Raw genomic sequence first — 20142 nt, 5'->3', positions numbered from 1 at the left:
GGGATCAGTGCACCAGCGTGCTCAGCCACACCACGACGAACCCGAGCAGCGTCGTCACGAGCGTGCTCAGCACCCGCCGCTTCCACGAGCTGCCGCGCCGCGCCGACATCAGGTAGCCGAGCGCCGCGAGGATCACGACACCCGCTCCGAGTGCCAGGTAGTACGCCGTCCACTCGTCCAGCACCCCGAGCGGCCCGAGCGCGAGCAGCAGTGCCGGCACGACCATCGCGGCGATCATCCCGATCGAGTGCCGGGCGGTGTCCCGCACGGCGGCGAGCACCGTGCGCGGAGTCGGATCCGACTCGGGCAGGCGCGCGATCGTCCCGGAGTAGAGGTGCGCGACCCAGAACACCGTCACCGAGCCGAGCAGGAACAGCAGGACGTCGAGATCGGTGTCCTTGTCCCAGCCGACGGCGATCAGCGTGATCGAGAGCACCGTGCCGTAGATGGCACCCTCGGTGCGCATCACCGCGCCGAGCACGCCGACCGCGACCACGGCGCCGGTGCGGGTGGTGACGATCCGCCGCTGCGGCGGCGCCTGCTCGAGGGTCGGGGAGTCGTCGGGATCCATGGAGCTCGGCCTTCCGTCGGGCGCGGGCGACCGGGGGCGGACCGGCCTGACCACACCCTAGGGCCTGCGCGCCCGCGGCCGCGTCTTCAGCGGCACGGGCGGCAGAGCGGCGAGCGACGGCGCGACGAAGCCGACCACGTCGGAGTAGTGCTCCTCCTCGCCCGAGCGGACGAACGACCAGCACTTGAGCGACGCGGGCCGGTCGCGCAACGGCAGCGGGTTCGCCTCGACGACCAGGGCTCCGTCGCTCCGGTAGACCACCCGCGCCGGGACTCCGCGGCGGCGGCCGTCGATCGTGTGGCTCGCGGTGGGGCGGAGCACGCCGTCGCGGCTGTCGAGGCCGATGGAGAGGACGGAGCGGAAGTCGTCCGAGGCGGCGCCCATGCCGATCAGGAAGTCGGGGCCGGTGCCGCGGAGCAGGAACACGACGTCGAGCCCCTTCTCGTGCCGGAGCGCGTACGTCGCGGTCAGCATGCCCCGACCGAAGGAGGCCGCGCGCGCCGCGGAGTCCTCGTGGTGGGATCGGGCTTCCTGCTCGCGCATGCGGCGCTCCTTCGCGTCTCCGGCTCGGTCGAGGCGCCGCCCCCGCCGCTCGTCGTCTCCTTCACCGTAGAGGAGAGCCGCCCTATGATCGCGCCATGCCTCGCATTCCGGACAGCGTCCCCACGCCCGCGCTCGTGCTCGACGAGGCGATCCTCGACCGCAACATCGCGGCCACCGCCCGCTCGGCCCGCGAGCGGGGCGTCGCGCTGCGCCCGCACGCCAAGACCCACAAGTCGATCGAGATCGCCCAGCGGCAGCTGGCGGCCGGCGCGGTCGGCCTCACCGTCGCGACCGTGTCGGAGGCCGAGGTGTTCGCGGCCGGCGGTGTCGAGGACCTCTTCATCGCCTACCCGCTCTGGCTCGACGCCGAGCGCGCGGTCCGGCTGCGCGGCGTGCTCGAGCGGGCGCGGGTCCGGGTCGGCGTCGACTCCGCGGAGTCGGCGCGCCGCCTCGCCGCGGCGATCCCCGCCGGCCTCGAGGTCGTCGTCGAGGTCGACTCCGGCCACCACCGCAGCGGAGTGCCGCCGCAGGAGGCCGGCGCGGTGGCCGCCGCCGCGGCCGAGGCCGGGCTCGACGTGGTCGGCGTCTTCACCTTCCCGGGCCACAGCTACGCCCTCGACGGCCGCCGTGCTGCGGCCCGCGACGAGGCCGCCGCGCTGACGGCCGCCGCCGCCTCGCTCGCCGGCGCCGGAGTCCCGGCCCGCGTGATCAGCGGAGGCTCGACCCCCTCCCTCGAGTTCGTGGACACCGGCGTCCTCACCGAGCTGCGCCCGGGCGTCTCGGCGCTCGGCGACGCGCAGCAGTGGGAGATGGGCACCATCGGCCCGGAGTCGATCGCCGTCACCGTGCTCGCGACGATCGTCGCCCGCCGCGACGACCACCTGATCGCCGACGCCGGCAGCAAGGTGCTCTCCTCCGACCGCGGCGCCGCCTCGACCGGCTTCGGCCGCCTCCTCGAGCACCCCGAGGCCCGCATCACCGTCCTCTCGGAGCACCACGCCACCATCACCGGCGTCGACCTGCCGCTCGGCACCCGGATCCGCATCGCCCCCAACCACGTCTGCGTCGCCGTCAACCTCGCCGACGACTACCGCGTCCTCCTCGCCGACGGCACCACCGCCACCTGGCCCGTCGACGCCCGCGGCCACAACACCTAGCCGCCCATGCTGATCGAGTAGCCCGCGCAGCGGGCGTATCGAGATCCACCAGCGCCGTGCGGATGGTCTGCAGACCCGGCCTGCTGGTCACGGCAGGTCTCGATACGCCGCTCCGCGGCTACTCGACCACCATGCCTGCGGGCGTCTCTTCCCAGTGGATCCCGCCAGGTCAGCGCCGCGGCACCCGCAGCCCGACCACCGCGGTCAGCCCGAGCAGCACGAAGGCCGAGGCGAACGCCGCCGTCGGCGACGCCGCGTCCGCGAGCGCCCCCGCCAGCAGCGGCCCGACGACGCCGCCGAGGTCCGACGCCGCCTGGAAGAACGACACCGGCTTCCCGCCGCGCTCGCCGGCCGCGTCGCCCACGAGCGCGCCCGGCGCCGTCCCCATGAACGCCGCCGCCGCTCCGTACACGCAGAGCAGCGCGATCAGCAGCCACAGCTCGTGCACCAGCGGCATCGCCAGCATCGCGACCGCCGCGACGGCGAACCCGCCGATCAGCGCGGGCCGCCGCCCGACCGTGTCGACGAACCGCCCGGCCGGCGCCAGCGCGATCGTCTGCACCACCGCCGCGATGGCGAAGGCGATGCCCGTCCAGGCCGGCTCGTCGCCCAGTCCCTCGACGACGAGCACCGGGACGAGCGTCGCGCGCACGCCCATCGCCGACCAGCCGAGCGCGAAGTTCGCCAGCACCGCGCTCTGGTACCGCCGGTCGCGCGCGACCTCGCGCATCGGCTTCGCCACGGCCGTCGTCGCCGCCGCCTCCGCGTCCCGGTCCGGCCGCTGCAGCAGCACCAGCCCGACGATCCCGGCGATCGCGAGCGTGCCCGCGTAGAAGAAGAAGGGAGCGGTCAGCGAGATCGCCGTCAGCACGCCGCCGACGGCCGGCCCCGCCATGCCGCCGAGCAGGAACCCGCCCTGGTAGAAGCCGATCGACCGGCCGCGCCGCTCCGGATCCGCCGTCCGCAGCAGCAGCGTCATCGCCGCGACCGAGAACATCGCGGAGCCGATCCCGCCCGCCCCGCGCAGCAGCAGCAGGTGCGCGTAGTCGCCGGCCAGCCCGACGAGCGCGCTGGACACGGCGACGATCCCGATGCCGACGGCCAGCACGATGCGCTCGCCGACCCGGTCGACCAGCGGCCCGACGAACGGATTCGCGACCAGCCGCATCAGCGCGAACGCCGACACCACCGCCCCGACCTCGACGTAGCCGACCCCGAAGCTCCGCACGTACACCGGCAGCACCGGCACGACGACCCCGAACCCCAGCATCACGAAGAACGCCACGATCCCGAGGACCTTCACGTCGCGGGGGAGCCGCGCCCCGGGTTCACGGTTCTTCCACGGAGCACGCACCCACCGACGCTACCCCGTGCCCCCGACACTGCGATCCCGGACGGACGGTACCCTCACTCGGATGAGGTGGAGAAGCAGGGTGGCGGCAGTGCTCCTCGTCGCGCCCGTCCTCCTCCTCACCGGCTGCGCTCTCCCTGGGCAGACGCAGGACCCGGCTCTCTGCCCGCCCGTCGAGGAGTCGTGGAACGCCTTCGCGGCGGACCCCGCGACGGCGAACCGCGAGGCGTTCGAAGCCGCCCTCGACGCGCTCCAGTACGAGGACGCCACCTCGACAGCGGTCGACGCGGCGCGCTCGGCGAAGTCCGCGCTGCAGAACACCCTCGCCCGGAAGCCGGTGCGCAATCCGTCCTTCTGGAACGCCCTCGACCTGATCGCCGAGGAGTGCTCCGAGGCCGGTGTCGAGCTCTCCTTCGACGGCCACGGCGAGCCGCTGCCCGCCGTCGGCTGACCCGCCCAGGAATGCCGGGCAGGTACGCGCGTTGTCCTCAGGGATGACTTCCGCAGCAGACCCGTCCACCGTTCCCACTCCCGAGACCCCCGCTCCCGAGGCCCCCACTCCTGAGCAGCGCGCCCTCGTGGTCGGCGCCACCGGCATCGGCGGCTCCGCCCTCGTCGACCTGCTCACCGAGCGCGGCTGGCCCGTGACCGCCCTCTCCCGTCGGCCCATCGCCGAGCGCCCCGGCGTCACCCCGCTCTCCGCCGACCTCCGCTCGGCCGAGGACCTCGCTCGCGTGCTCGCCGACGAGAAGCCGACCCACGTCTTCTTCACCGCCTGGTCACGCCAGGCCACGGAGGAGGAGAACATCGCCGTCAACGGCGGCATGGTCCGCGACCTCCTCGCCGCGCTCTCGCACGCGCCGCTCCAGCACGTCGCGCTCGTCACCGGGCTCAAGCACTACCTCGGCCCGTTCGAGGCCTACGGCCAGGGCGCGATGCCCGACACCCCGTTCCACGAGGAGGAGGAGCGCCTCGACGCGCCCAACTTCTACTACGCGCAGGAGGACGAGCTGTTCGCCGCCGCCGAGCGCGACGGCTTCACCTGGTCGGTGCACCGCTCGCACACCGTGATCGGCCACGCGGTCGGCAACGCGATGAACATGGGCCTCACGCTGGCCGTCGCCGCATCGATCCACCGCGCGCAGGGCACGCCGTTCGTCTTCCCCGGCTCGCTCACGCAGTGGAACGGCCTCACCGACATGACCGACTCCACCGTCCTCGCCGAGCAGATGGTCTGGGCGTCGACGTCTGAGGCGGGTCGCGACGAGGCGTTCAACGTCGTCAACGGGGATGTCTTCCGCTGGCGCTGGATGTGGTCGCGGATCGCCGAGCACTTCGGCGTCGAGCCCGTCGGCCCCGGCGAGGAGCCGCAGCCCCTCGAGCAGCAGATGGCCGGCGCCGACGATGTCTGGCAGCGCCTCGTCCGCGAGCACGACCTGATCGAGCCCGACCTCGAGCGCGTCGCCTCCTGGTGGCACACCGACGCGGACCTCGGCCGGCAGATCGAGGTCGTCACCGACATCAGCAAGTCGCGCCTGGCCGGCTTCGGCGTGCACCACCGCACGGTCGACTCCTTCACGGACTTGTTCGACCGCTACCGCGCCGAGCGCCTCATCCCGTAAGCGTGTCGGGTCGGCGGCCCCGTCCGGTCGCCGACCCGTCGTCCGGCGGACACCCCGCCGACACCCTGCGTCCCCCCGCGCTGCCTAGCGTCACGGCATGGCGGCGGCGGGGTACGGACGGGTGGGCACCCGGTGATCGAGCGGGTGGACCCGTTCCTCGGCACCGAGGCGACCCGGCTCCCCGACGCGACCGGGCTCGCGGCGACCTGGTGGTCACCCAAGCCGCAGATCGGCAACACGCACCCGGGCGCGACCTTCCCGCTCGGGATGGTGTCCGCCTGCTCCTACTCTGGCGCCTACCCGACCGGCTACGGCCGCTACGACCTCGCGCTCGAGGGCGTCCCGCCGACGATCCAGGACGGCCTCGTCGCCTCCGGCTTCACGCACTTCCAGCAGTCGGGCACCGGCGCGATCCGCAAGTACTACAACTACCTCCGCGTCACGCCGATGCTCGAGCCGCTCGACGAGCTCGGCCGCAGCTGGGCCATCGAGGACGAGGTCGCCGAGCCCGGCTACTACGCCGCGACCCTCTCCTCGGGGATCCGCGCCGAGCTCACCGTCGGCCCCGCCTCGGTCGTGCACCGCTACACCTTCCCCGAGCACCGCAGCGCCCGCGTGGTCGTCGACCTCTCGCTCGGCGGCCTGGCGATCCCGTCCGGAGCCACGATCCCGCTCCGCGCGCAGCTGCACTCGATCTCGCCGGGCGTCGCAGCCGGCGAGGTCGTCATGGAGGGCGCGCCGCTCGCCGTCCACCTCGAGTGCGACGCCCTGCAGTGGCGTCAGATGCTCTGGTACGACCGCCGGCTGATGCCCGGCGGCACCCGGCTCGACTTCGACCACATCCGGCCGACCACCCTGCGCCCGTTCGGGCTGATGTGGGCCGGGCCGAGCACGGCCGGCCAGACCGTCGAGCTGCGGATGGGCTTCTCCCTCCGCGGCACCGAGCGCGCCCGCGAGAACCTGCACCGCGACGTGCCGCCGACGACCGGCGGCTTCGACCAGCGCCGCGACCGCACCCGCAAGACCTGGCGGAAGCGCCTGCGCACGATCGCCGTGGACACGCCCTCGCCCGAGCGCGAGACCGTCTTCGCCACGGCGCTCTACCACTCGCTGATCAAGCCCTGCCTGGCGCCGGACGAGAGCCCGTTCTGGCCGACCGACGGTCCGTTCGTCTTCGACCTCAGCACCATGTGGGACATCTACCGCACCCAGCTCCCGCTGCTCACGGCCCTCCTGCCCGAGCGCGCGGTCGAGATCGGCGCGGCGCTGCTCACCATCTGCGAGGAGGAGGGCAACTTCCCGATCGGCTACCGGATGGCCAAGGGCAGCGACCGCTTCTCCCGCCAGGGCAGCGCGCTCGCGCACACCTTCCTCGCCGATCTCTGCCGCCTCGGCCTGCCCGGCATCGACTGGGAGGCGGCCCTCGTGCACATGGGCGAGGACCTCAAGCGCACCTACGGCGAGGAGTTCCTGGCGGCGGGGGAGGCGCACCCGATCAGCCACACCCTCGACCTCGCGCACGGCTACTGGTGCACCGCGGTCGTGGCGCGGCACGTCGGCGACCACCTCCTCGCCGACCAGCTCGAGGAGCGGGCGGCCCAGTGGGTGAACGCCTACGACCTGCGCTCGGGCCTGCTCAAGGACTCCACCTACTACGAGGGCACCCGGCACAACTACTCCTTCCGCCTGCTGCACGACATGGCCGGCCGCATCGCGACCAGCGGCGGCGACGACGCCTTCATCGCGCAGCTGGACGAATTCTTCGGCTACGGCGCCGAGCCCGTCGTGCAGCCGGGACTGCGCCCGGATCGTGCGGAGATGCTCGCGGGCGCGGCCCTCGGCCGCTTCGAGGGGCTGAACAACGAGCCCGACATGGACGCGCCGTGGGCGTACCACTACGCGGGTCGCCCCGACCGCACGGCCGAGATCGTGCACGGCGTGCTGCACCAGCGCTTCGGCGCCGGCCGCGGCGGTCTGCCCGGCAACGACGACTCCGGCGGCCTGAGCTCCTGGTACGTCTGGGCGAGCCTCGGGCTCTTCCCGGTCGCCGGCCAGGGGCTGATCCTGGTCAACGCGCCGGCCTTCGCGCGGGCGTCGATCGCGGTGGGCGGGGCGGACGTCGAGCTGCGCACGACCGGCTTCGTCGAGCCGGTACCGGGCGGCCCCGTCCAGTACGTGCAGTCCGCGGAGCTGAACGGCGCACCGCTCGACGCGAGCTGGATCACCGCCGCCGAGCTGCACCGCGGCGGCGAGCTGACGCTGCACCTCGGCCCCGAGCCGGCCGGCTGGGGGAGCGCCCCCGAGCACCGCCCGCCGTCGTTCCCGCGGCACTGAGCACCCCGCACGCCCTGACCACGCCCGACCCACCCGCACCGATCACCCCTGAAGGAGCACCATGGACCAGAGCACGCACGCCCACACCGTGCAGAACCGACTCGTCATCGTGGTCCGCGCGGATCCGGTGATCTGCGGGCACTCGGTCGAGGCCCGCAACCTCGCCGAGACCGCCCTCGAGCGCGGCTTCGACGAGGTGCGGATCGTCACCTGGCCGATCGAGCGGCTCGAGGCCGCCGGCCTCCCGCTCAAGCCGCTCGACGCCGTCCTCCCCTACAGCGACGGCATCATCGTCGAGCGCCCGGAGCCCGTCGGCGACTACAAGGTGCCGGACGGCCGCTTCCTCGCCGGCATGGTCGGCCGCCTGGTCGAGCTGTTCACCGACGGCGTGCCCACCGTCTGCCTCTCCCTCTACCTCAGCCCGCACACCCTCGCGGTGGCGGACGCCCTGCGCGCCGCCTGGAGCACCGGCCTCCCGGTCGACGTCACGACGATCGCCGAGGCGGTCGGCTCCGACGTCACCAACGTCGTCCGCCGGGCGGTCGAGGAGGGCCGCCTCGGCGCCGCCGCGCACATCTTCGCCTCGTACCTCTCGCAGGACCACTGCGTCGCCGTCTCCGAGTACACCCGCGACCTGATCGTCGAGGAGGCCGAGCGGATCGACGCGGTGCACGGCACCCGCTTCGCCGAGCAGTGCCGGGCCCGCATCGAGATCTCCTACCCGGCGATCGACTCCGACGCCTACACCGGGCTCGACCCGGCCGTGGTCGACGAGGTGGTGCGCGCGCGCGGGCTGCGCACCGACGGCTACGTGCTCTTCCTCTCCCGGCTGACGGAGGCGAAGGGCGTCGAGGATCTGATCGCCGGCTACGAGCGCAGCGCCGTGCATGCCGATCGGGAGCTCGTCATCGCCGGGCGCGGTCCGCAGGAGGCGGAGCTGCGGCGCCTCGCCGCCGTGTCGCCGCTGGCGCACCGCATCCGCTTCCTCGACGACGTCGGCGACGCGGAGAAGCCCTACCTGATGGCCGGCTGCTCGGCGTTCGTGCTGCCGAGCAAGCCGCGCCCGGAGTTCGTCGAGACCTTCGGCATCGCGCTCGCGGAGAAGATGCTCGCGGGCGGCGGACCCGTCATCACGACCCTGACCGGCGGCATCGGCGAAGCGGTCGGCGAGCACGCGTTCATCACCCCGGTCGACGCCCCGGACACGATCGCCGCGCTGCTCGACCACGCGGTGCTCGAGCTGACCGCCGAGGACCGGGCGCAGCGGGCCGTCGCGGCACGCGAGTACGCCCTGCAGTTCGACCGCCGCCGGGTGTTCGACCGGATGTTCGCCCGGCTCGGGCGCCCGGTGCAGGCGGGACAGGCCGCCTAGGCGCCGCCCTCGGCCGCGACGGCCAGGCGGTAGCGGACGAAGCGGAGAGTGAAGCTGTGCCGGTCGCCGCTGCCGAGGCGCTCCGCCAGCACGCGGATGCCGAGCACGGCGACGACGCGCCACCACTCGAGCTCGTCGGAGACGACGGCGGTGAACTCGTCGCCGGGCCGGACGTCACCGGGATCCGTGCCGGAAGCCCCGGTGCTGGAACGCGGGGCGGTGGTCGTGTCGAGCATGGCGCCGACTCCTGTCGGCAGGCCTCGCGGAAGCGCTTCGGGTGCGCCGCGCACCCGGATGCCGGGCCCACGAGAGGGGGAGCTCGCTACCCGGCATCCGGTCATGCGCGCGGTCACGGGGTCGAGCCCGCCGGAACGAACCCGGACCGCACTCGAAGTGTAGGCCTGTGTCCTGGGCGTGGCGCGGAATGTCAAGCGCTTGCGAGGCAGTTCGGAGAGTCCGACAGATATCGGCGAACTCGATGCCGTCCGGTCGTTGAGAGACGGCCGGCGCCAGGCGGCGAGCGTCAGTCGGCGTGCGCCAGGCGGTGTTCGCTAGGCGGCCGGCTCCGCGCGGCGCAGCGGCACCGCGGTCGCACTGACGGGCTCGGGGACGATGCGCAGACCGGCGCCGCTGTTGGCGCGCTCCATCAGGGCCTCGATCCACTCGGGGTTGATCGTGGGCTGTCGGCTGCCCTTGAAGTCGAACTGCAGCGGGATGGTGGGGTGCATCCAGACGCCGCGGCGGCCGGTCCCGGCGTTCGGGCTGGCGTCGAGGGTGAGCAGGAAGCGCTCGTCCCGGCGGAACTTGTTGATGATGACGATCTGCAGGTGGGCCAGAGTCCGGTCGTCGACCTCGATGGCCGCCGGAGGAGTGCCGTACATGATGCTGCCCATGGTCTTCTCCCGTTCGCACGAAGACAGGAGCCTGTCCCTGTCGCTAGAAAGACTGTCTACTAGTTTGACTAACGATGTCAAGCCGGGCCGGGTGAACGGACGGTAACGCCCGGAGCGTCCGAGCGCCGACGCCGAGGACGCGTGTTCCGCAGAGAACGCGGAGGGTACGGCGGAGCCGAGCGACTCAGGCGCGGCGTCGCTCGACGGTGAGCTCGTGGTCGGCGTCGTCCTCGAGGACGTCGCCCTGCTCGCCGGGGATCTCGACGATCTCGCGGACGGTCTGCAGGAAGCGGACCACCGCGCTCGCCTCCTCGGGGGAGAGCTGCTCGGCCGCGGCGAGCATCCGCTGGTTCATGTCGTCGAGCGTCTCGCGCACCTCGCGGTGGGAGGTGGGGGTGGCGACGATCCGGATCGCGCGCCGATCGCTCGGGTGCGGCTGGCGGAGGACGTGGCCGCTCTTGACCAGCCGGTCGATCAGCACGGTGGTGGAGGCGGAGGAGATGCCGAGGTAGGCGGCGAGGTCCTTCGGGCTGACGTGCTGGCCGCCCTGCTGCCGGCGCATGAGGAACTGGACCGCGAGCAGATCGTTCTCGCCCATGCCCATCGATCCGCGGGTGCGCCGGCGCATCGCGCTCTCGGCCGTGCGGAAGGCCCGCATCGCGCCGAGGACCTCGGCGGCCCCGGGCGCGCTCGGAACGGCCGGGTGCCGGAGGGCAGCCGGTCGAGTCAGCGCGACCTCGTCCATGCACCACAGCTTAGACAGTCATGTAGCAAGAAGATCTAGTCATGTACAACCCCGTCCTGGTGCTTGTCCTCGGCGACCGCAGACGGTACGAATGGACAAGCTAGTTAGACGAGCTAGCGAAATCAGGACGAGGAGGACGGCATGCTCGACACTGCACCGGTCCTCCCGCTCTCGGATCCCCTGCTCGGCACGACTCTGGCCGATCGCTACCTCCTGCTCGAGCGCATCGGCGAGGGCGGCAGCGCGACGGTCTTCCGGGCGCGCGACGTCCGTCTGGCGCGCTCCGTCGCCGTGAAGGTCTACCGCGAGATCGCCGACACCCCGAACGAGCGGTCGCGGCGCGAGCGCGAGGTGCGTCTCCTGATCGATTCCCGCCACTCCTCGATCGTCGAGATCCTCGACCAGGGCGAGATAGCGACGGAGGAGGGCGCGCTTGCCTTCCTCGTCCTCGAGTACTTCGATCCGGCCGACCCCGCCGCCGGCTGGTTCGCCTCGGGCGACGAGCGGCTGCTCGCCGAGGTCGGCGCTCAGCTCGCCGACGCTCTGGCGCACCTGCACGCGCGGGACGTCCTCCACCGGGACGTGAAGCCCGAGAACGTGCTGGTCCGCACGCGTTCCGTGGCCGCCGCCGGTGCCCTGCACGAGGCGAAGCTCAGCGACTTCGGCATCGCCCGGGCCGTCGACGACGCGCGGCTCACCCGCTCGGACGTCCTGGTGGGGACCGCGGCGTACCTCAGCCCCGAGAGCCTCGGCTCCGGGACGGTCGGTCCGGCGTCCGACGTCTACTCCCTCGGCCTGGTGCTGCTCGAGGCGGTCTCCGGCCGTCGTGCCTACACCGGCACCACCCTGGAGATCTCGCTGCAGCGGATGCACCACGCTCCGGTCGTCCCCGACTCGGTGCCCGAGCGCTGGCGCGGGCTGCTGACCGAGATGACCCGGCTCGACCCCGCCGCCCGCCCGAGCGCCGACGAGGTCGCGCGCCGACTGTGGTCGGGACTGCGCGACGAGCCGCAGGCCACGCCGTTGCGCAGCGGCGTGCACGGGGCGATCGCGGCGCTCTCGGCGGTGGCGGTCGGCGTCGCCTCGACGCTCGCTCTGCTCGGTCGCCTCGGCTGACGCGTCGACCCCGGTCCCGCGCCGCCCAGGTGGCGGGCAGGAGTGCTGTCGTAGTCTCCCGGTGACCGTCGACCCGCTGACCGTCGACCGACGCCGACCGTCCGCTGCACCGCCGCGGACCCGAACGGAGCCGATCCCATGAGCCCGCGCCGCCTCTTCCGCATCCTGTCGATCCTCGAGGCGGTGACCTGGACGCTCCTGCTCGTCGGCATGCTGCTCAAGTACGCCGTCGGAGTCGGCGACTGGCCGGTGAGCGTCGCCGGCCCGATCCACGGATTCGCGTTCCTCGCCTACGGGGCGGCCGCGCTCGTCCTCGCGGTGAACCAGCGCTGGACCGCCGGAGCGACCCTGCTCGCGCTCGCCAGCGCCGTGGTGCCGTACACGACCATCCTGCTGGAGCGCGGCTTCGAGCGGCGCGGGCTCCTCGAGGGCGACTGGCGCCGCGAGGCGGGCGCCGACCCGCGTGACCGGAGGCTCCCGAGCCGGCTGCTGCGCTGGGCGCTCGGCCGCCCGGTCCTCGCGGCCGCCCTGGTCCTGGCCGCCGTCGCCGCGGTCTTCGCCGCGCTGCTCGTCGTCGGCCCGCCCGGCGGTGGCGAGGCCTGACGCGCCTGATCGGATCGCCCGCGGAGCGGTCGCATCGAGATCGACCCGCGTCAGCACGTCGGCGGGTGCCCGCCCGAGCATCGTGGGTCTCGATACGCGCTGCGCGCTGCTCGACCAGCATGTGCGGACGTGCGCCGGCGCACCCTGTGCGCCGTTCATGCAGCATGTGCGGGCTCACGCGGACGCGTCCTGCGGGCGATGCATGCTGATCGAGTAGCCCGCGCAGCGGGCGTATCGAGATCCCCCCACCGTCAGAACGGTGCGGGAACATCGACGAACTACGGCCGTGGGGGCGGGTCGGGCGGACGCCCGGGGAGTGCCGGTGGCCGAATGCTGATCCGCCGGCCGGTGGGTGTCGTCCAGACGATCGTCCCGTCGTCGTGTCTGACGTAGCTCCACTGGTCCCCGTGCCGGATGTGGTGGTGGGACGTGCAGAGCGAGACGAGGTTCTCCAAGGACGTCTCTCCGCCGTTGCGCCATTCGAGGGTGTGGTCGGCCTCGCTGGTGGCGGCGGGCCGGGTGCAGCCGGCGAAGCGGCAGGTCTGGTCCCGCAGCTGCAGGTGCAGGCGCATCTGCGGCGGCGGGACGCGGTGGGTGCGGCCCACGGAGACGACCGCGCCGGTATCGGAGTCGGTGAGGACGCGGGTGAAGGAGGCTGCGGTGCGGATCAGCTCGCGGGCGATCGGCGCGGGGACCGGTCCGTAGCCGTCGAGATCCGCGGGCGCGTCGTCCAGACCCACGGCCGTCGACGCGGCGAGGGTCAGCCGGACCTCGGCGCGGATGCCGGGGACGAACGTCGGGTCCGGCCGGTTCTCGGGGTCGGGGGTCGTGCCGGCGATGTCGCCGTCGCAGAGCAGGTCGACAGCGGCGTCGGCGCTGAGCTGCTGGAGGGTGCGGGGGTCGCCGTCGTCGCGGAGGGTGCGCGCGATGCGGCGCAACCGGTCGTACGCGCCCGTCATCGCCGGCGCGGGAGCGTGGACGCAGAGCGTCGCCATCCCGTCGACATCCGGGGTGACCCAGACGGCACGCTCCTCCTTCGCGCGGGCGTGGCGCTCGGCGAGGGGCTGCTCGTGCAGCTCCTCCCGCCACCGGCTCAGGGCGCGGCGCAGCTGCGTGGTCGTCATGGTGACCGCGGCGTCGGTTGCGCGCTCATCAAGGGCCACGCGGGAGGCCTCAGGGAGACTGCTCGCCGTCCTGCAGATCGCCTCGCCGACCTCCCAGAGGATCCGGCCGTCGCGGAGCAGCGCACGGGTGAGCGGCAGGTGCTCCATCAGCATCTCCGCGGTCTCGAGCCGTCGGCAGACCTCCGGCTCGGACACGCCGAGCGTCACCGCGAGCTCGGCACGGATCGAGCGCTCGACGAGATCGCGGGTCTCGCTCCGGGACGTGCCGCGGGCGAACGCCTCCGGGACGGTGAGCGCGACGCGGTAGCCGCGGTGGATGCGTTCCGCGGCCCTCAGGCGCGTCGGGGACGCGGCGCGCTCGGCGGCCGCGGCGTCGGTGAAGCAGTCCCGCACCTCCGCGAGTGCTGCCGCGTTCTCATCTTCTGACATACGCGTAGTGAAGCGGGGGCCACCGACAGCATGGTCGGAACCAGGGGCTGATCGGGGACAACGCCGTCGGAACGCGAGTGTGGAGGAGGCTCGCTCCTGGATCTCTCGGCGATGGTGGGTCTCGATACGCCGCCGGAGGCGGCTACTCGACCAGCATGAACGGCTGCCCTGCGGGATGCCGGACCGGCATGGGGCCCCTCTCTTGCTGGTCGAGTAGTGCGCGCAGCGCGCGTATCGAGACCCACTCGCGTCACAGGGACGAGCCTGCGGACCGGCCTTGCTGATGACGGCGGGTCTCGATACGCCCTGCGGGCATCTCGACGAGCAGGGGTCTCCCTGTGGGCGACTCGATCAGCAGGGGATTCGGCGCGGCGTCAGGACGCGCGGGTCGCGGCGTCGATCAGGATCTCGGCGGCGCGGCGGGCGTGCAGGGCGGACTCGGGGGTGCCCGAGATGGCGGCGGTGGTCTGCGCGCCCTCGGCTAGGATGGCGAGCTGCTGGGCCAGCTCGGGGCCGCCGCCCACCTCCTCCGTCAGCACGGCGAGGAAGCGCTGGAAGGTGTCCTTGTGCTCGCGGGCCAGCTGCGCGACCGCCGGGTTGGACGAGCCGAACTCGCCGAAGGCGTTGATGAAGCTGCAGCCGCGGAAGGAGTCCTCGGAGAACCAGTCGAAGAGGAAGTCGTAGATCGCGAGGAGCTTCGGGCGGGCGCCCGCCGCGGCGGCGACCCGGCTGCGCACGCCGAGCGTCCACTGCTCGTGGCGGGCCTGGAGCACGGCCAGGACCAGCGCCTCCTTGCTCGGGAACTCCGAGTAGAGCCGCTTCAGCGAGACGCCGGCGGCGGTGCGCAGCGCGTCCATCCCGACCGACTGGATCCCGCGCTCGTAGTAGAGGCGGTCGGCCGCCGCGAGGATCGCCTCGCGGGGAGGCGTTGCTTCGAGCGTCGGCGGCGTCATCCCTCCATCGTAGGCGCTGAGGGAACGCGCGTTCTCAGTTGTCCGACACTCGTTCGGCACTCAGCGCCCCGAGGCCCGGCCCGGTGTCGGCGGCTGCTGCTAGCGTCGGCCCCGCTCGGACCCCTCCTGATCGTCACCGGCGATCGGGGCCCGCGCGAGAGGCGGTCCCCGTGGTTCTGGCGATGCAGGCGGACGACTTCGGCGGGCCCGAGGCCCTCCACGCGGTGACGACCGAGCCCGGCGAGCCCGCCGCCGGCCGGGTGCGGATCGGCGTGCGCGCCGCGGGCGTCAACCCCGCCGACGCGAAGCTCCTCCGCGGTCTCTTCGGTCGTGGGCGCACCCCCGTCCGGCCCGGCAGCGAGGTCGCGGGCGTGGTCACCGCCGTGGGAGAGGCAGCGACGGGGCCGCTCGGCGACGTCCGCGTCGGCGACGAGGTGGTCGCCTTCCGCGTCTCCGGCGGCTACGCCGAGGAGCTGGTCGTCCCGGCCGCCTCGGTGCTGCCGAAGCCGCCGGGCCTCGCCTGGGAGCAGGCGGCCGGGCTCCTGCTCACCGGCACGACCGCGGTGCACCTGCTCGAGGCGACGCACGTCTCCGCCGGCGACACCGTCCTGATCCACGGGGCGAGCGGCGCCGTCGGCAGCCTCCTCGTCCAGCTCGTGCGCGAGCGCGGCGCCCGTGCCATCGGCACGTCCAGCGAGCGGGGCGCCGCCGTCGTCGAGCGCTTCGGCGGAGAGTCCGTGCGCTACGGCGCCGGCCTGGTCGAGCGGGTGCGCGCCCTCGCCCCCGACGGCGTCGACGTCGCGCTCGACACGGCGGGCACCGACGAGGCGCTCGACGCCTCCGTCGAGCTCGTCGCCGACCGCTCCCGGATCGCCACCGTCGCCGGCTTCGAGCGCGGCGCGGCACTCGGCGTCCTGCTGCTGGGCGGCGGGGCCGGGGCCGACCCGGGCACCGCTCTGCGCGACGCCGCCCGGGCACCGCTGCTCGAGCGGGCCGGCCGGGGTGAGCTCGAGGTGGTGCTCGGCCCCTCCTTCCCGCTCGCCTCGGCCGTGGAGGCGCTCGCGATGGTCGAGTCGGGCCGCGCCGGCGGCAAGGTGGTGCTCCTCCCCTGAACGCCGTCGACCCCAGCGCCGCACACTCCCGACCCGTGGACCCGCGCCCCGTCGACCTCGTCGCGAACGGCCCCTTCGACGTCGTCGGCGCCGCGAACCTCCTCCTGCACCACGCGCTGCCCGGTGTCGAGCGGGTCTCCGACGACGGACGGCGGCTCGAGCGACTCGTCACCGTCGGGTCGCGGGCGGTGCCGCTCGCGCTCGAGCTGACCGCGACCGGCGTGCGGGTCACGACGACCGACCCCGCCGTCCTCCCGCTGGTCCGCGCCTGGTTCGATCTCGACTCCGACGTCGAGGCGATCGGCGCCGCCCTCGCCCGCGATCCGCTGCTGGCCCCGATGGTCGCCGCGCGGCCGGGACTGCGGGCGACGCAGTACCCCGCGCCGTTCGAAGCCGCCGTGATGGCGGTCCTCGGCCAGCAGGTGTCGGTCGCGGCGGCGAGGACCTTCGGCGGGCGCGTCGTGACAGCGTTCGGCAGTAAGGGCGAGTGGGGCCTCCACTCGTTCCCCACGCCCGAGGCCCTCCTCGCCGGACCGATCGAGGAGCTGCGCGCCGCGATCGGCGTGACCCGGGCCCGCGCGGCGACCGTCCGCGCGGTCGCGGCGGCCTTCGCCGACGGACTGGTGCTCGACCGCGCGGGCGACCTGCCCGAGCAGCGCCGGCTCCTGCTCGCGATCCCCGGCATCGGCCCGTGGACCGCCGACTACCTCGGCCTCCGGCTGCTCGGCGACCCGGACGCGTTCCCCGCGGGCGACCTCGTCCTGCGCCGTGCCCTCGGCGGCATCAGCACGGCGGCGGCCGACGCGGCCTCGCAGGCCTGGCGTCCGCACCGCGCCCACGCGGCCTTCCACCTGTGGGCCTCGACGGGCGCCGTCTGAACCCGTCGGAGCGGCCCGCGCGCGTCCCGCCTACCTCGACGAGGCGCGCACGACGAGGGTCCCCTCGAGGAGCGTCGAGCCGGTCACGCCGCCGACGAGACGGTCGAGGGCGGCCTCGGCCAGCGCATCGAGCGGCTGCCGCAGCGAGGTGAGCGGTGGAGCGCTGTACTCGCCCTCCCAGGTGCCGTCGAAGCTCGCGACCGCGATGTCGTCCGGCACCCGGAGCTCCGCGTCCCGCAGCGCGCGGAGCACGCCGATGCCGATCAGGTCGGAGGCGGCGAAGACGGCGTCGGGCCGGGGCGACAGGCCGGCCAGGACCCGGCCGGCGGCCCGGCCGCCCTCGCGGGAGTAGTCGCTGCGGAGCGCGGGACCCGGCTCTCGCCCGGCGTCGAGGCACGCCGACTCCCAGCCGCGCCGACGGGCCTCGACGCGGCCGCGGTCGTCCCGCTCGAGGTCGCCGACGAAGGCGATCCGGCGCCGCCCCGTCTCCAGAAGGTGGCGGGTCACCGCCGCCGCGCCGGCCTCCAGGTCGACGCCGACGCCGTTCGCCCCCGATTCGTCGCTGCTGTTGAGCTGCAGCCAGGGGACGCCGAAGGAGTCGATCGACCCCCGGTCGACGGGGCCGCCCGCCAGGAGGAGCACCCCGGCGATCTGCCGCGCGGTCAGATCGCGGAGGCGGGCGTGCAGGGCGTCGACGTCCGGGATCGAGGTGACCACGAGCAGATCGAGTCCTCGGGCGCGCGCCGCGTCCTCGACGGCGCTGGCCAGCTCGGTGAAGAGCGGATTGCTGAACACCCGCCGGCTGCCGACCGGGGCGAGCAGGGCGATGGTCCGGGAGGTCCCGGTCCGGAGGGCGGCCGCCGTGGCGTTCGGCCGGTAGCCGAGCTCGGCGATCGCCGCCCGCACCCGCGCCGCGGTCGCCTCGGCGACGGGCGCGGTGCCGGTGAGCGTGTACGTCACGACGGCGTCGCTGACGCCGGCCAGGCGGGCGACGTCGCGTCGAGTGACCCGTCGCGAGGTGTTCATCGCAGCGAACCTACCGCGCCCGTGCCGCCCGCGCCCGCACGACCGGAGTCATCCGCCTCAGCTTGCGAGCGGCCGCACGCTCCCGACCCGCGTCACCTCGTAGAGCACCCCGCGCTCGGGGTGCAGGAGCGGCGGGACGAGTCCCGCTCGGCCGAGCAGGGCGCCGGACAGCTCGAAGGCCCCGCCGTCCTGCGGCCACCAGATCGCCTCGCGGTCGGCGATGCCGCGCGTGCCGACGACGATCGGGGCCACCCGGTACACCGACTCCGGATCGAGGCCGGGCAGGCGGACCCGCCCGGGGGAGACGACGCCGGCGCGCGCGAGGGAGACGTACGCGTAGACGGCGGCCGAGCGGTCGGGAGCGACGACGCCGTGCACCGCGATCGTCTCGTCCGGGTGGTCGAGGCGGACGAGGTCGCCGCCGTGCAGCAGCGGCCGGAGCCGCTTGTGCAGGGCGATCCACTGGCGCAGCTCCTCGAGCTCCTCGTCGCCGGCGGAGCGCAGGTCCCACTCGACGCCGAGGTGGCCGAACAGCGCCGTCAGGGCGCGGAAGGAAAGGTCGTGCACGCGGCCCGTCGTGTGCGAGGCCCCCGACGCGATGTGGGTGCCCATCAGCTCGGGCGGCAGCAGCTGGCCGGTCCAGCGGTTCATCTGCTGGCGGTCGAGCGGGTCGTTGTTGTCGGAGACCCAGACGCGGTCGGTCCGCTCCAGGACCTCCAGGTCGACCCGCGCCCCGCCCGAGGAGCAGGACTCGATCTCGAGCCCCGGGTGCAGGGCCCGGATCTCGTCCATCAGCCGGTAGACCGCGAGCGTCTGGCGGTGCACGCCCGGCGCTCCGTCGGGGCGCCGGCCCGCGTCGGTGAGGTCGCGGTTGTGGTCCCATTTGATGTAGCCGATGTCGTACTCGTCGAGGATCGCGAGGATCGCGTCGCGGAGATGGGCGAAGCAGTCCGGATCGCCCAGGTCGAGGACCTGCTGCCAGCGCGACTCGGGCGGCATCCGGTCGCCGGTCGAGAGGATCCACTCGGGGTGCGCCCGGGCGAGGTCGGAGTCCGGGTTGACCATCTCGGGCTCGAACCAGAGCCCGAACTGCAGGCCGAGGGAGCGCACGTGGTCGACCAGGGGGTGCAGGCCGTCCGGCCAGACGTCGCTCGAGACGGTCCAGTCGCCCAGGCCGGAGTGGTCGTCGCGTCGGCTGCCGAACCAGCCGTCGTCGAGCACGAAGCGCTCGATCCCGAGGTCCGCCGCGCGGTCGGCCAGCTCGACGAGCGCGCCGAGGTCGTGGTCGAAGTAGACGGCCTCCCACACGTTGATCGTGACCGGGCGCGCAGACGTCGGGTGACCGGGCCGCGCCCGCAGCTGGCGGTGGAAGCGTCGCGCGACCTCGTCCAGTCCGTCGCCGTAGACGGCGTGGATCCACGGTCCGGTGTAGGTCTCGCCGTGGGCGAGCCGGACCTCGCCGGGCAGCAGCAGCTCGCCGCCGCCGAGGGTCTGCACGCCGGTGTGCACGCGCTCGACCTGGTGGACGTGGTTGCCGGACCACGCGGTGTGCACGCCCCAGACCTCTCCGCGGGCGAAGCCGAAGCCGGGCTCGCCGACGCTGAGCAGGGTGGCGGCGTCCGCCCCCGTCCGTCCGTGCCGGCCCTCGCGGCGGTGCGCGCCGACGGTGACGGCCGAGCGCTGCGGCACCCGCTCCTTGCCCCAGCGGCCGGCGAAGTCGAGGATCTCGCTCGCCGAGGCCGGGGTGGGCAGGCTGAGCAGCAGCTCGTCGACCTGGTAGCCGTCCTCGCCGAGGTTGGTGAGCGCCGCCCGCATCCGCAGCACGCCGGAGGGGTCGAGGACGATCACGATCTCGAGTCCGAGCGCGGCGACGTCGTCCCGGGCGCGGACCACGAGCGTCCCCGCGCCGGCGTCCGCGATCTCGCCGGCCGCGAGGGCGGCGCCGTCGAGCTCGAGGCTCGTGGTGCGGAAAGCCGGCGACCAGGCCGCCCCCGCGCGGGATCCGCTGAGGCCGGGCCGGCCGGTCCAGCCGGTGGAGTGCTCGAGGAGCACCGCGAGGCGGATCGGCTCGTCGATGTCGTTCGGGCCGACCGGGGCGACGCCCGAGAGCACCAGCGCGTCGAACGCCGCCCGATCGAGCGGCCCGCAGTCCGCCCCCCAGTGCGCGACCGACGGGAGCCGGGAGTCGCTGAGGTCCAGCACGAGGGCGACTCCGGCGCTGCGGAGGACGACTCCGGTCGAGGAGGTGGCGAGTGTCACGGTGAGTGTTCCTGTTCTGCCCGGATGGGGGCTGTTCTGCCCGGATGGGGGCTG

19 protein-coding genes are annotated in these 20142 nt (G+C 73.9%); 9 read left to right on the top strand and 10 right to left on the bottom strand.

Features of this window, described 5'->3' with window-relative positions; genetic code table 11:
* Positions 1 to 4 precede the first annotated feature (4 nt).
* Positions 5 to 571 (bottom strand): hypothetical protein, encoded by a 567-nt coding sequence (locus tag MT353_RS06675; RefSeq protein WP_123705415.1) that lies wholly within the window; start codon positions 569 to 571, stop codon positions 5 to 7.
* A 57-nt stretch (positions 572 to 628) separates the two neighbouring features.
* Positions 629 to 1114 (bottom strand): hypothetical protein, encoded by a 486-nt coding sequence (locus MT353_RS06670; protein ID WP_243623910.1) that lies wholly within the window; start codon positions 1112 to 1114, stop codon positions 629 to 631.
* A 95-nt stretch (positions 1115 to 1209) separates the two neighbouring features.
* Here MT353_RS06670 and MT353_RS06665 point away from each other — a divergent pair, with 95 nt between their 5' ends.
* Positions 1210 to 2271, top strand: coding sequence for an alanine racemase (locus MT353_RS06665; protein ID WP_243623909.1), 1062 nt, complete (start codon positions 1210 to 1212; stop codon positions 2269 to 2271).
* A gap of 169 nt (positions 2272 to 2440) precedes the next feature.
* Here MT353_RS06665 and MT353_RS06660 read toward each other — a convergent pair whose 3' ends face one another.
* Positions 2441 to 3625 (bottom strand): MFS transporter, encoded by a 1185-nt coding sequence (locus MT353_RS06660; RefSeq protein ID WP_243598251.1) that lies wholly within the window; start codon positions 3623 to 3625, stop codon positions 2441 to 2443.
* A gap of 79 nt (positions 3626 to 3704) precedes the next feature.
* On the opposite strand from MT353_RS06660, the gene MT353_RS06655 reads away from it, so the two are divergent.
* The 4 genes from MT353_RS06655 (at position 3705) to MT353_RS06640 (ending at position 8950) form a co-directional block, all read left to right on the top strand.
* A complete protein-coding gene (locus MT353_RS06655) occupies positions 3705 to 4073 on the top strand; it encodes a hypothetical protein (RefSeq protein ID WP_243623908.1) in 369 nt (122 codons plus the stop codon).
* A gap of 43 nt (positions 4074 to 4116) precedes the next feature.
* Positions 4117 to 5244, top strand: coding sequence for an SDR family oxidoreductase (locus tag MT353_RS06650; protein WP_243623907.1), 1128 nt, complete (start codon positions 4117 to 4119; stop codon positions 5242 to 5244).
* A 132-nt stretch (positions 5245 to 5376) separates the two neighbouring features.
* Positions 5377 to 7578, top strand: a complete 2202-nt coding sequence (locus MT353_RS21905; protein WP_243623906.1) for a glycoside hydrolase domain-containing protein — start codon at positions 5377 to 5379, stop codon at positions 7576 to 7578.
* A 61-nt stretch (positions 7579 to 7639) separates the two neighbouring features.
* Positions 7640 to 8950 (top strand): glycosyltransferase, encoded by a 1311-nt coding sequence (locus MT353_RS06640; RefSeq protein ID WP_243623905.1) that lies wholly within the window; start codon positions 7640 to 7642, stop codon positions 8948 to 8950.
* Here the strand turns inward: MT353_RS06640 and MT353_RS06635 are convergent.
* The 3 genes from MT353_RS06635 to MT353_RS06625 all read right to left on the bottom strand — a co-directional run bounded on the left by MT353_RS06635 (position 8947) and on the right by MT353_RS06625 (position 10588).
* Entirely contained in the window at positions 8947 to 9186 is a 240-nt protein-coding gene (locus MT353_RS06635; RefSeq protein ID WP_243615997.1) for a hypothetical protein, read from the bottom strand. The two genes, MT353_RS06640 and MT353_RS06635, sit on opposite strands and share 4 nt — an antisense overlap.
* Positions 9187 to 9501: 315 nt before the next feature.
* The gene (locus MT353_RS06630) at positions 9502 to 9843 is read right to left on the bottom strand and encodes an ATP-dependent DNA ligase (RefSeq protein WP_243598257.1); all 342 of its coding nucleotides are present in this window, start codon (positions 9841 to 9843) and stop codon (positions 9502 to 9504) included.
* A gap of 184 nt (positions 9844 to 10027) precedes the next feature.
* Positions 10028 to 10588 carry a MarR family winged helix-turn-helix transcriptional regulator gene (locus MT353_RS06625; protein WP_123705406.1) on the bottom strand — a complete coding sequence of 187 codons (561 nt, stop codon included), beginning with the start codon at positions 10586 to 10588 and terminating at the stop codon, positions 10028 to 10030.
* A 141-nt stretch (positions 10589 to 10729) separates the two neighbouring features.
* Between MT353_RS06625 and MT353_RS06620 the strand changes: the two genes are divergently transcribed.
* Together MT353_RS06620 and MT353_RS06615 are read left to right on the top strand one after the other, a co-directional pair.
* A complete protein-coding gene (locus tag MT353_RS06620) occupies positions 10730 to 11704 on the top strand; it encodes a serine/threonine-protein kinase (RefSeq protein WP_243623904.1) in 975 nt (324 codons plus the stop codon).
* A 138-nt stretch (positions 11705 to 11842) separates the two neighbouring features.
* The gene (locus MT353_RS06615; protein WP_243623903.1) at positions 11843 to 12307 is read left to right on the top strand and encodes a DUF3817 domain-containing protein; all 465 of its coding nucleotides are present in this window, start codon (positions 11843 to 11845) and stop codon (positions 12305 to 12307) included.
* A gap of 278 nt (positions 12308 to 12585) precedes the next feature.
* Here MT353_RS06615 and MT353_RS06610 read toward each other — a convergent pair whose 3' ends face one another.
* Both MT353_RS06610 and MT353_RS06605 read right to left on the bottom strand, forming a co-directional pair.
* The gene (locus tag MT353_RS06610) at positions 12586 to 13860 is read right to left on the bottom strand and encodes an HNH endonuclease signature motif containing protein (protein ID WP_243623902.1); all 1275 of its coding nucleotides are present in this window, start codon (positions 13858 to 13860) and stop codon (positions 12586 to 12588) included.
* Between the two features lie 374 nt (positions 13861 to 14234).
* Positions 14235 to 14813 (bottom strand): TetR/AcrR family transcriptional regulator, encoded by a 579-nt coding sequence (locus MT353_RS06605; RefSeq protein ID WP_132437484.1) that lies wholly within the window; start codon positions 14811 to 14813, stop codon positions 14235 to 14237.
* Positions 14814 to 14983: 170 nt separating this feature from the next.
* Between MT353_RS06605 and MT353_RS06600 the strand changes: the two genes are divergently transcribed.
* Together MT353_RS06600 and MT353_RS06595 are read left to right on the top strand one after the other, a co-directional pair.
* Positions 14984 to 15925, top strand: a complete 942-nt coding sequence (locus MT353_RS06600; RefSeq protein ID WP_243598262.1) for an NADP-dependent oxidoreductase — start codon at positions 14984 to 14986, stop codon at positions 15923 to 15925.
* A gap of 35 nt (positions 15926 to 15960) precedes the next feature.
* A complete protein-coding gene (locus tag MT353_RS06595) occupies positions 15961 to 16803 on the top strand; it encodes an AlkA N-terminal domain-containing protein (RefSeq protein ID WP_243623901.1) in 843 nt (280 codons plus the stop codon).
* A gap of 30 nt (positions 16804 to 16833) precedes the next feature.
* Here the strand turns inward: MT353_RS06595 and MT353_RS06590 are convergent, their stop codons facing one another.
* Both MT353_RS06590 and MT353_RS06585 read right to left on the bottom strand, forming a co-directional pair.
* Complete coding sequence (locus MT353_RS06590; protein ID WP_243598264.1) at positions 16834 to 17829, bottom strand: LacI family DNA-binding transcriptional regulator; 996 nt, start codon at positions 17827 to 17829, stop codon at positions 16834 to 16836.
* A gap of 57 nt (positions 17830 to 17886) precedes the next feature.
* Positions 17887 to 20088 carry an alpha-galactosidase gene (locus MT353_RS06585; protein WP_243623900.1) on the bottom strand — a complete coding sequence of 734 codons (2202 nt, stop codon included), beginning with the start codon at positions 20086 to 20088 and terminating at the stop codon, positions 17887 to 17889.
* Between the last annotated feature and the right edge of the window lie 54 nt (positions 20089 to 20142).

The sequence above is a fragment of the Rathayibacter sp. VKM Ac-2927 genome (assembly GCF_022815525.1).
In the GTDB taxonomy this organism is placed as follows: domain Bacteria; phylum Actinomycetota; class Actinomycetes; order Actinomycetales; family Microbacteriaceae; genus Rathayibacter; species Rathayibacter festucae.
Note: the sequence above shows the minus strand (reverse complement) of the source record. Positions and strands in the feature narration are given on the sequence as shown.

What these genes read in the sequence shown, in the direction of transcription:
- MT353_RS06615 (WP_243623903.1), top strand. Translation starts at nt 11,843, where the DNA reads ATGAGCCCGCGCCGCCTCTTCCGCATCCTGTCGATCCTCGAGGCGGTG.
- MT353_RS06665 (WP_243623909.1), top strand. Translation starts at nt 1,210, where the DNA reads ATGCCTCGCATTCCGGACAGCGTCCCCACGCCCGCGCTCGTGCTCGAC.
- MT353_RS06590 (WP_243598264.1), bottom strand. Translation starts at nt 17,829, where the DNA reads ATGAACACCTCGCGACGGGTCACTCGACGCGACGTCGCCCGCCTGGCC.
- MT353_RS06650 (WP_243623907.1), top strand. Translation starts at nt 4,117, where the DNA reads ATGACTTCCGCAGCAGACCCGTCCACCGTTCCCACTCCCGAGACCCCC.
- MT353_RS06630 (WP_243598257.1), bottom strand. Translation starts at nt 9,843, where the DNA reads ATGGGCAGCATCATGTACGGCACTCCTCCGGCGGCCATCGAGGTCGAC.
- MT353_RS06605 (WP_132437484.1), bottom strand. Translation starts at nt 14,813, where the DNA reads ATGACGCCGCCGACGCTCGAAGCAACGCCTCCCCGCGAGGCGATCCTC.
- MT353_RS06640 (WP_243623905.1), top strand. Translation starts at nt 7,640, where the DNA reads ATGGACCAGAGCACGCACGCCCACACCGTGCAGAACCGACTCGTCATC.
- MT353_RS06610 (WP_243623902.1), bottom strand. Translation starts at nt 13,860, where the DNA reads ATGTCAGAAGATGAGAACGCGGCAGCACTCGCGGAGGTGCGGGACTGC.
- MT353_RS06635 (WP_243615997.1), bottom strand. Translation starts at nt 9,186, where the DNA reads ATGCTCGACACGACCACCGCCCCGCGTTCCAGCACCGGGGCTTCCGGC.
- MT353_RS06625 (WP_123705406.1), bottom strand. Translation starts at nt 10,588, where the DNA reads ATGGACGAGGTCGCGCTGACTCGACCGGCTGCCCTCCGGCACCCGGCC.
- MT353_RS06670 (WP_243623910.1), bottom strand. Translation starts at nt 1,114, where the DNA reads ATGCGCGAGCAGGAAGCCCGATCCCACCACGAGGACTCCGCGGCGCGC.
- MT353_RS06620 (WP_243623904.1), top strand. Translation starts at nt 10,730, where the DNA reads ATGCTCGACACTGCACCGGTCCTCCCGCTCTCGGATCCCCTGCTCGGC.
- MT353_RS06675 (WP_123705415.1), bottom strand. Translation starts at nt 571, where the DNA reads ATGGATCCCGACGACTCCCCGACCCTCGAGCAGGCGCCGCCGCAGCGG.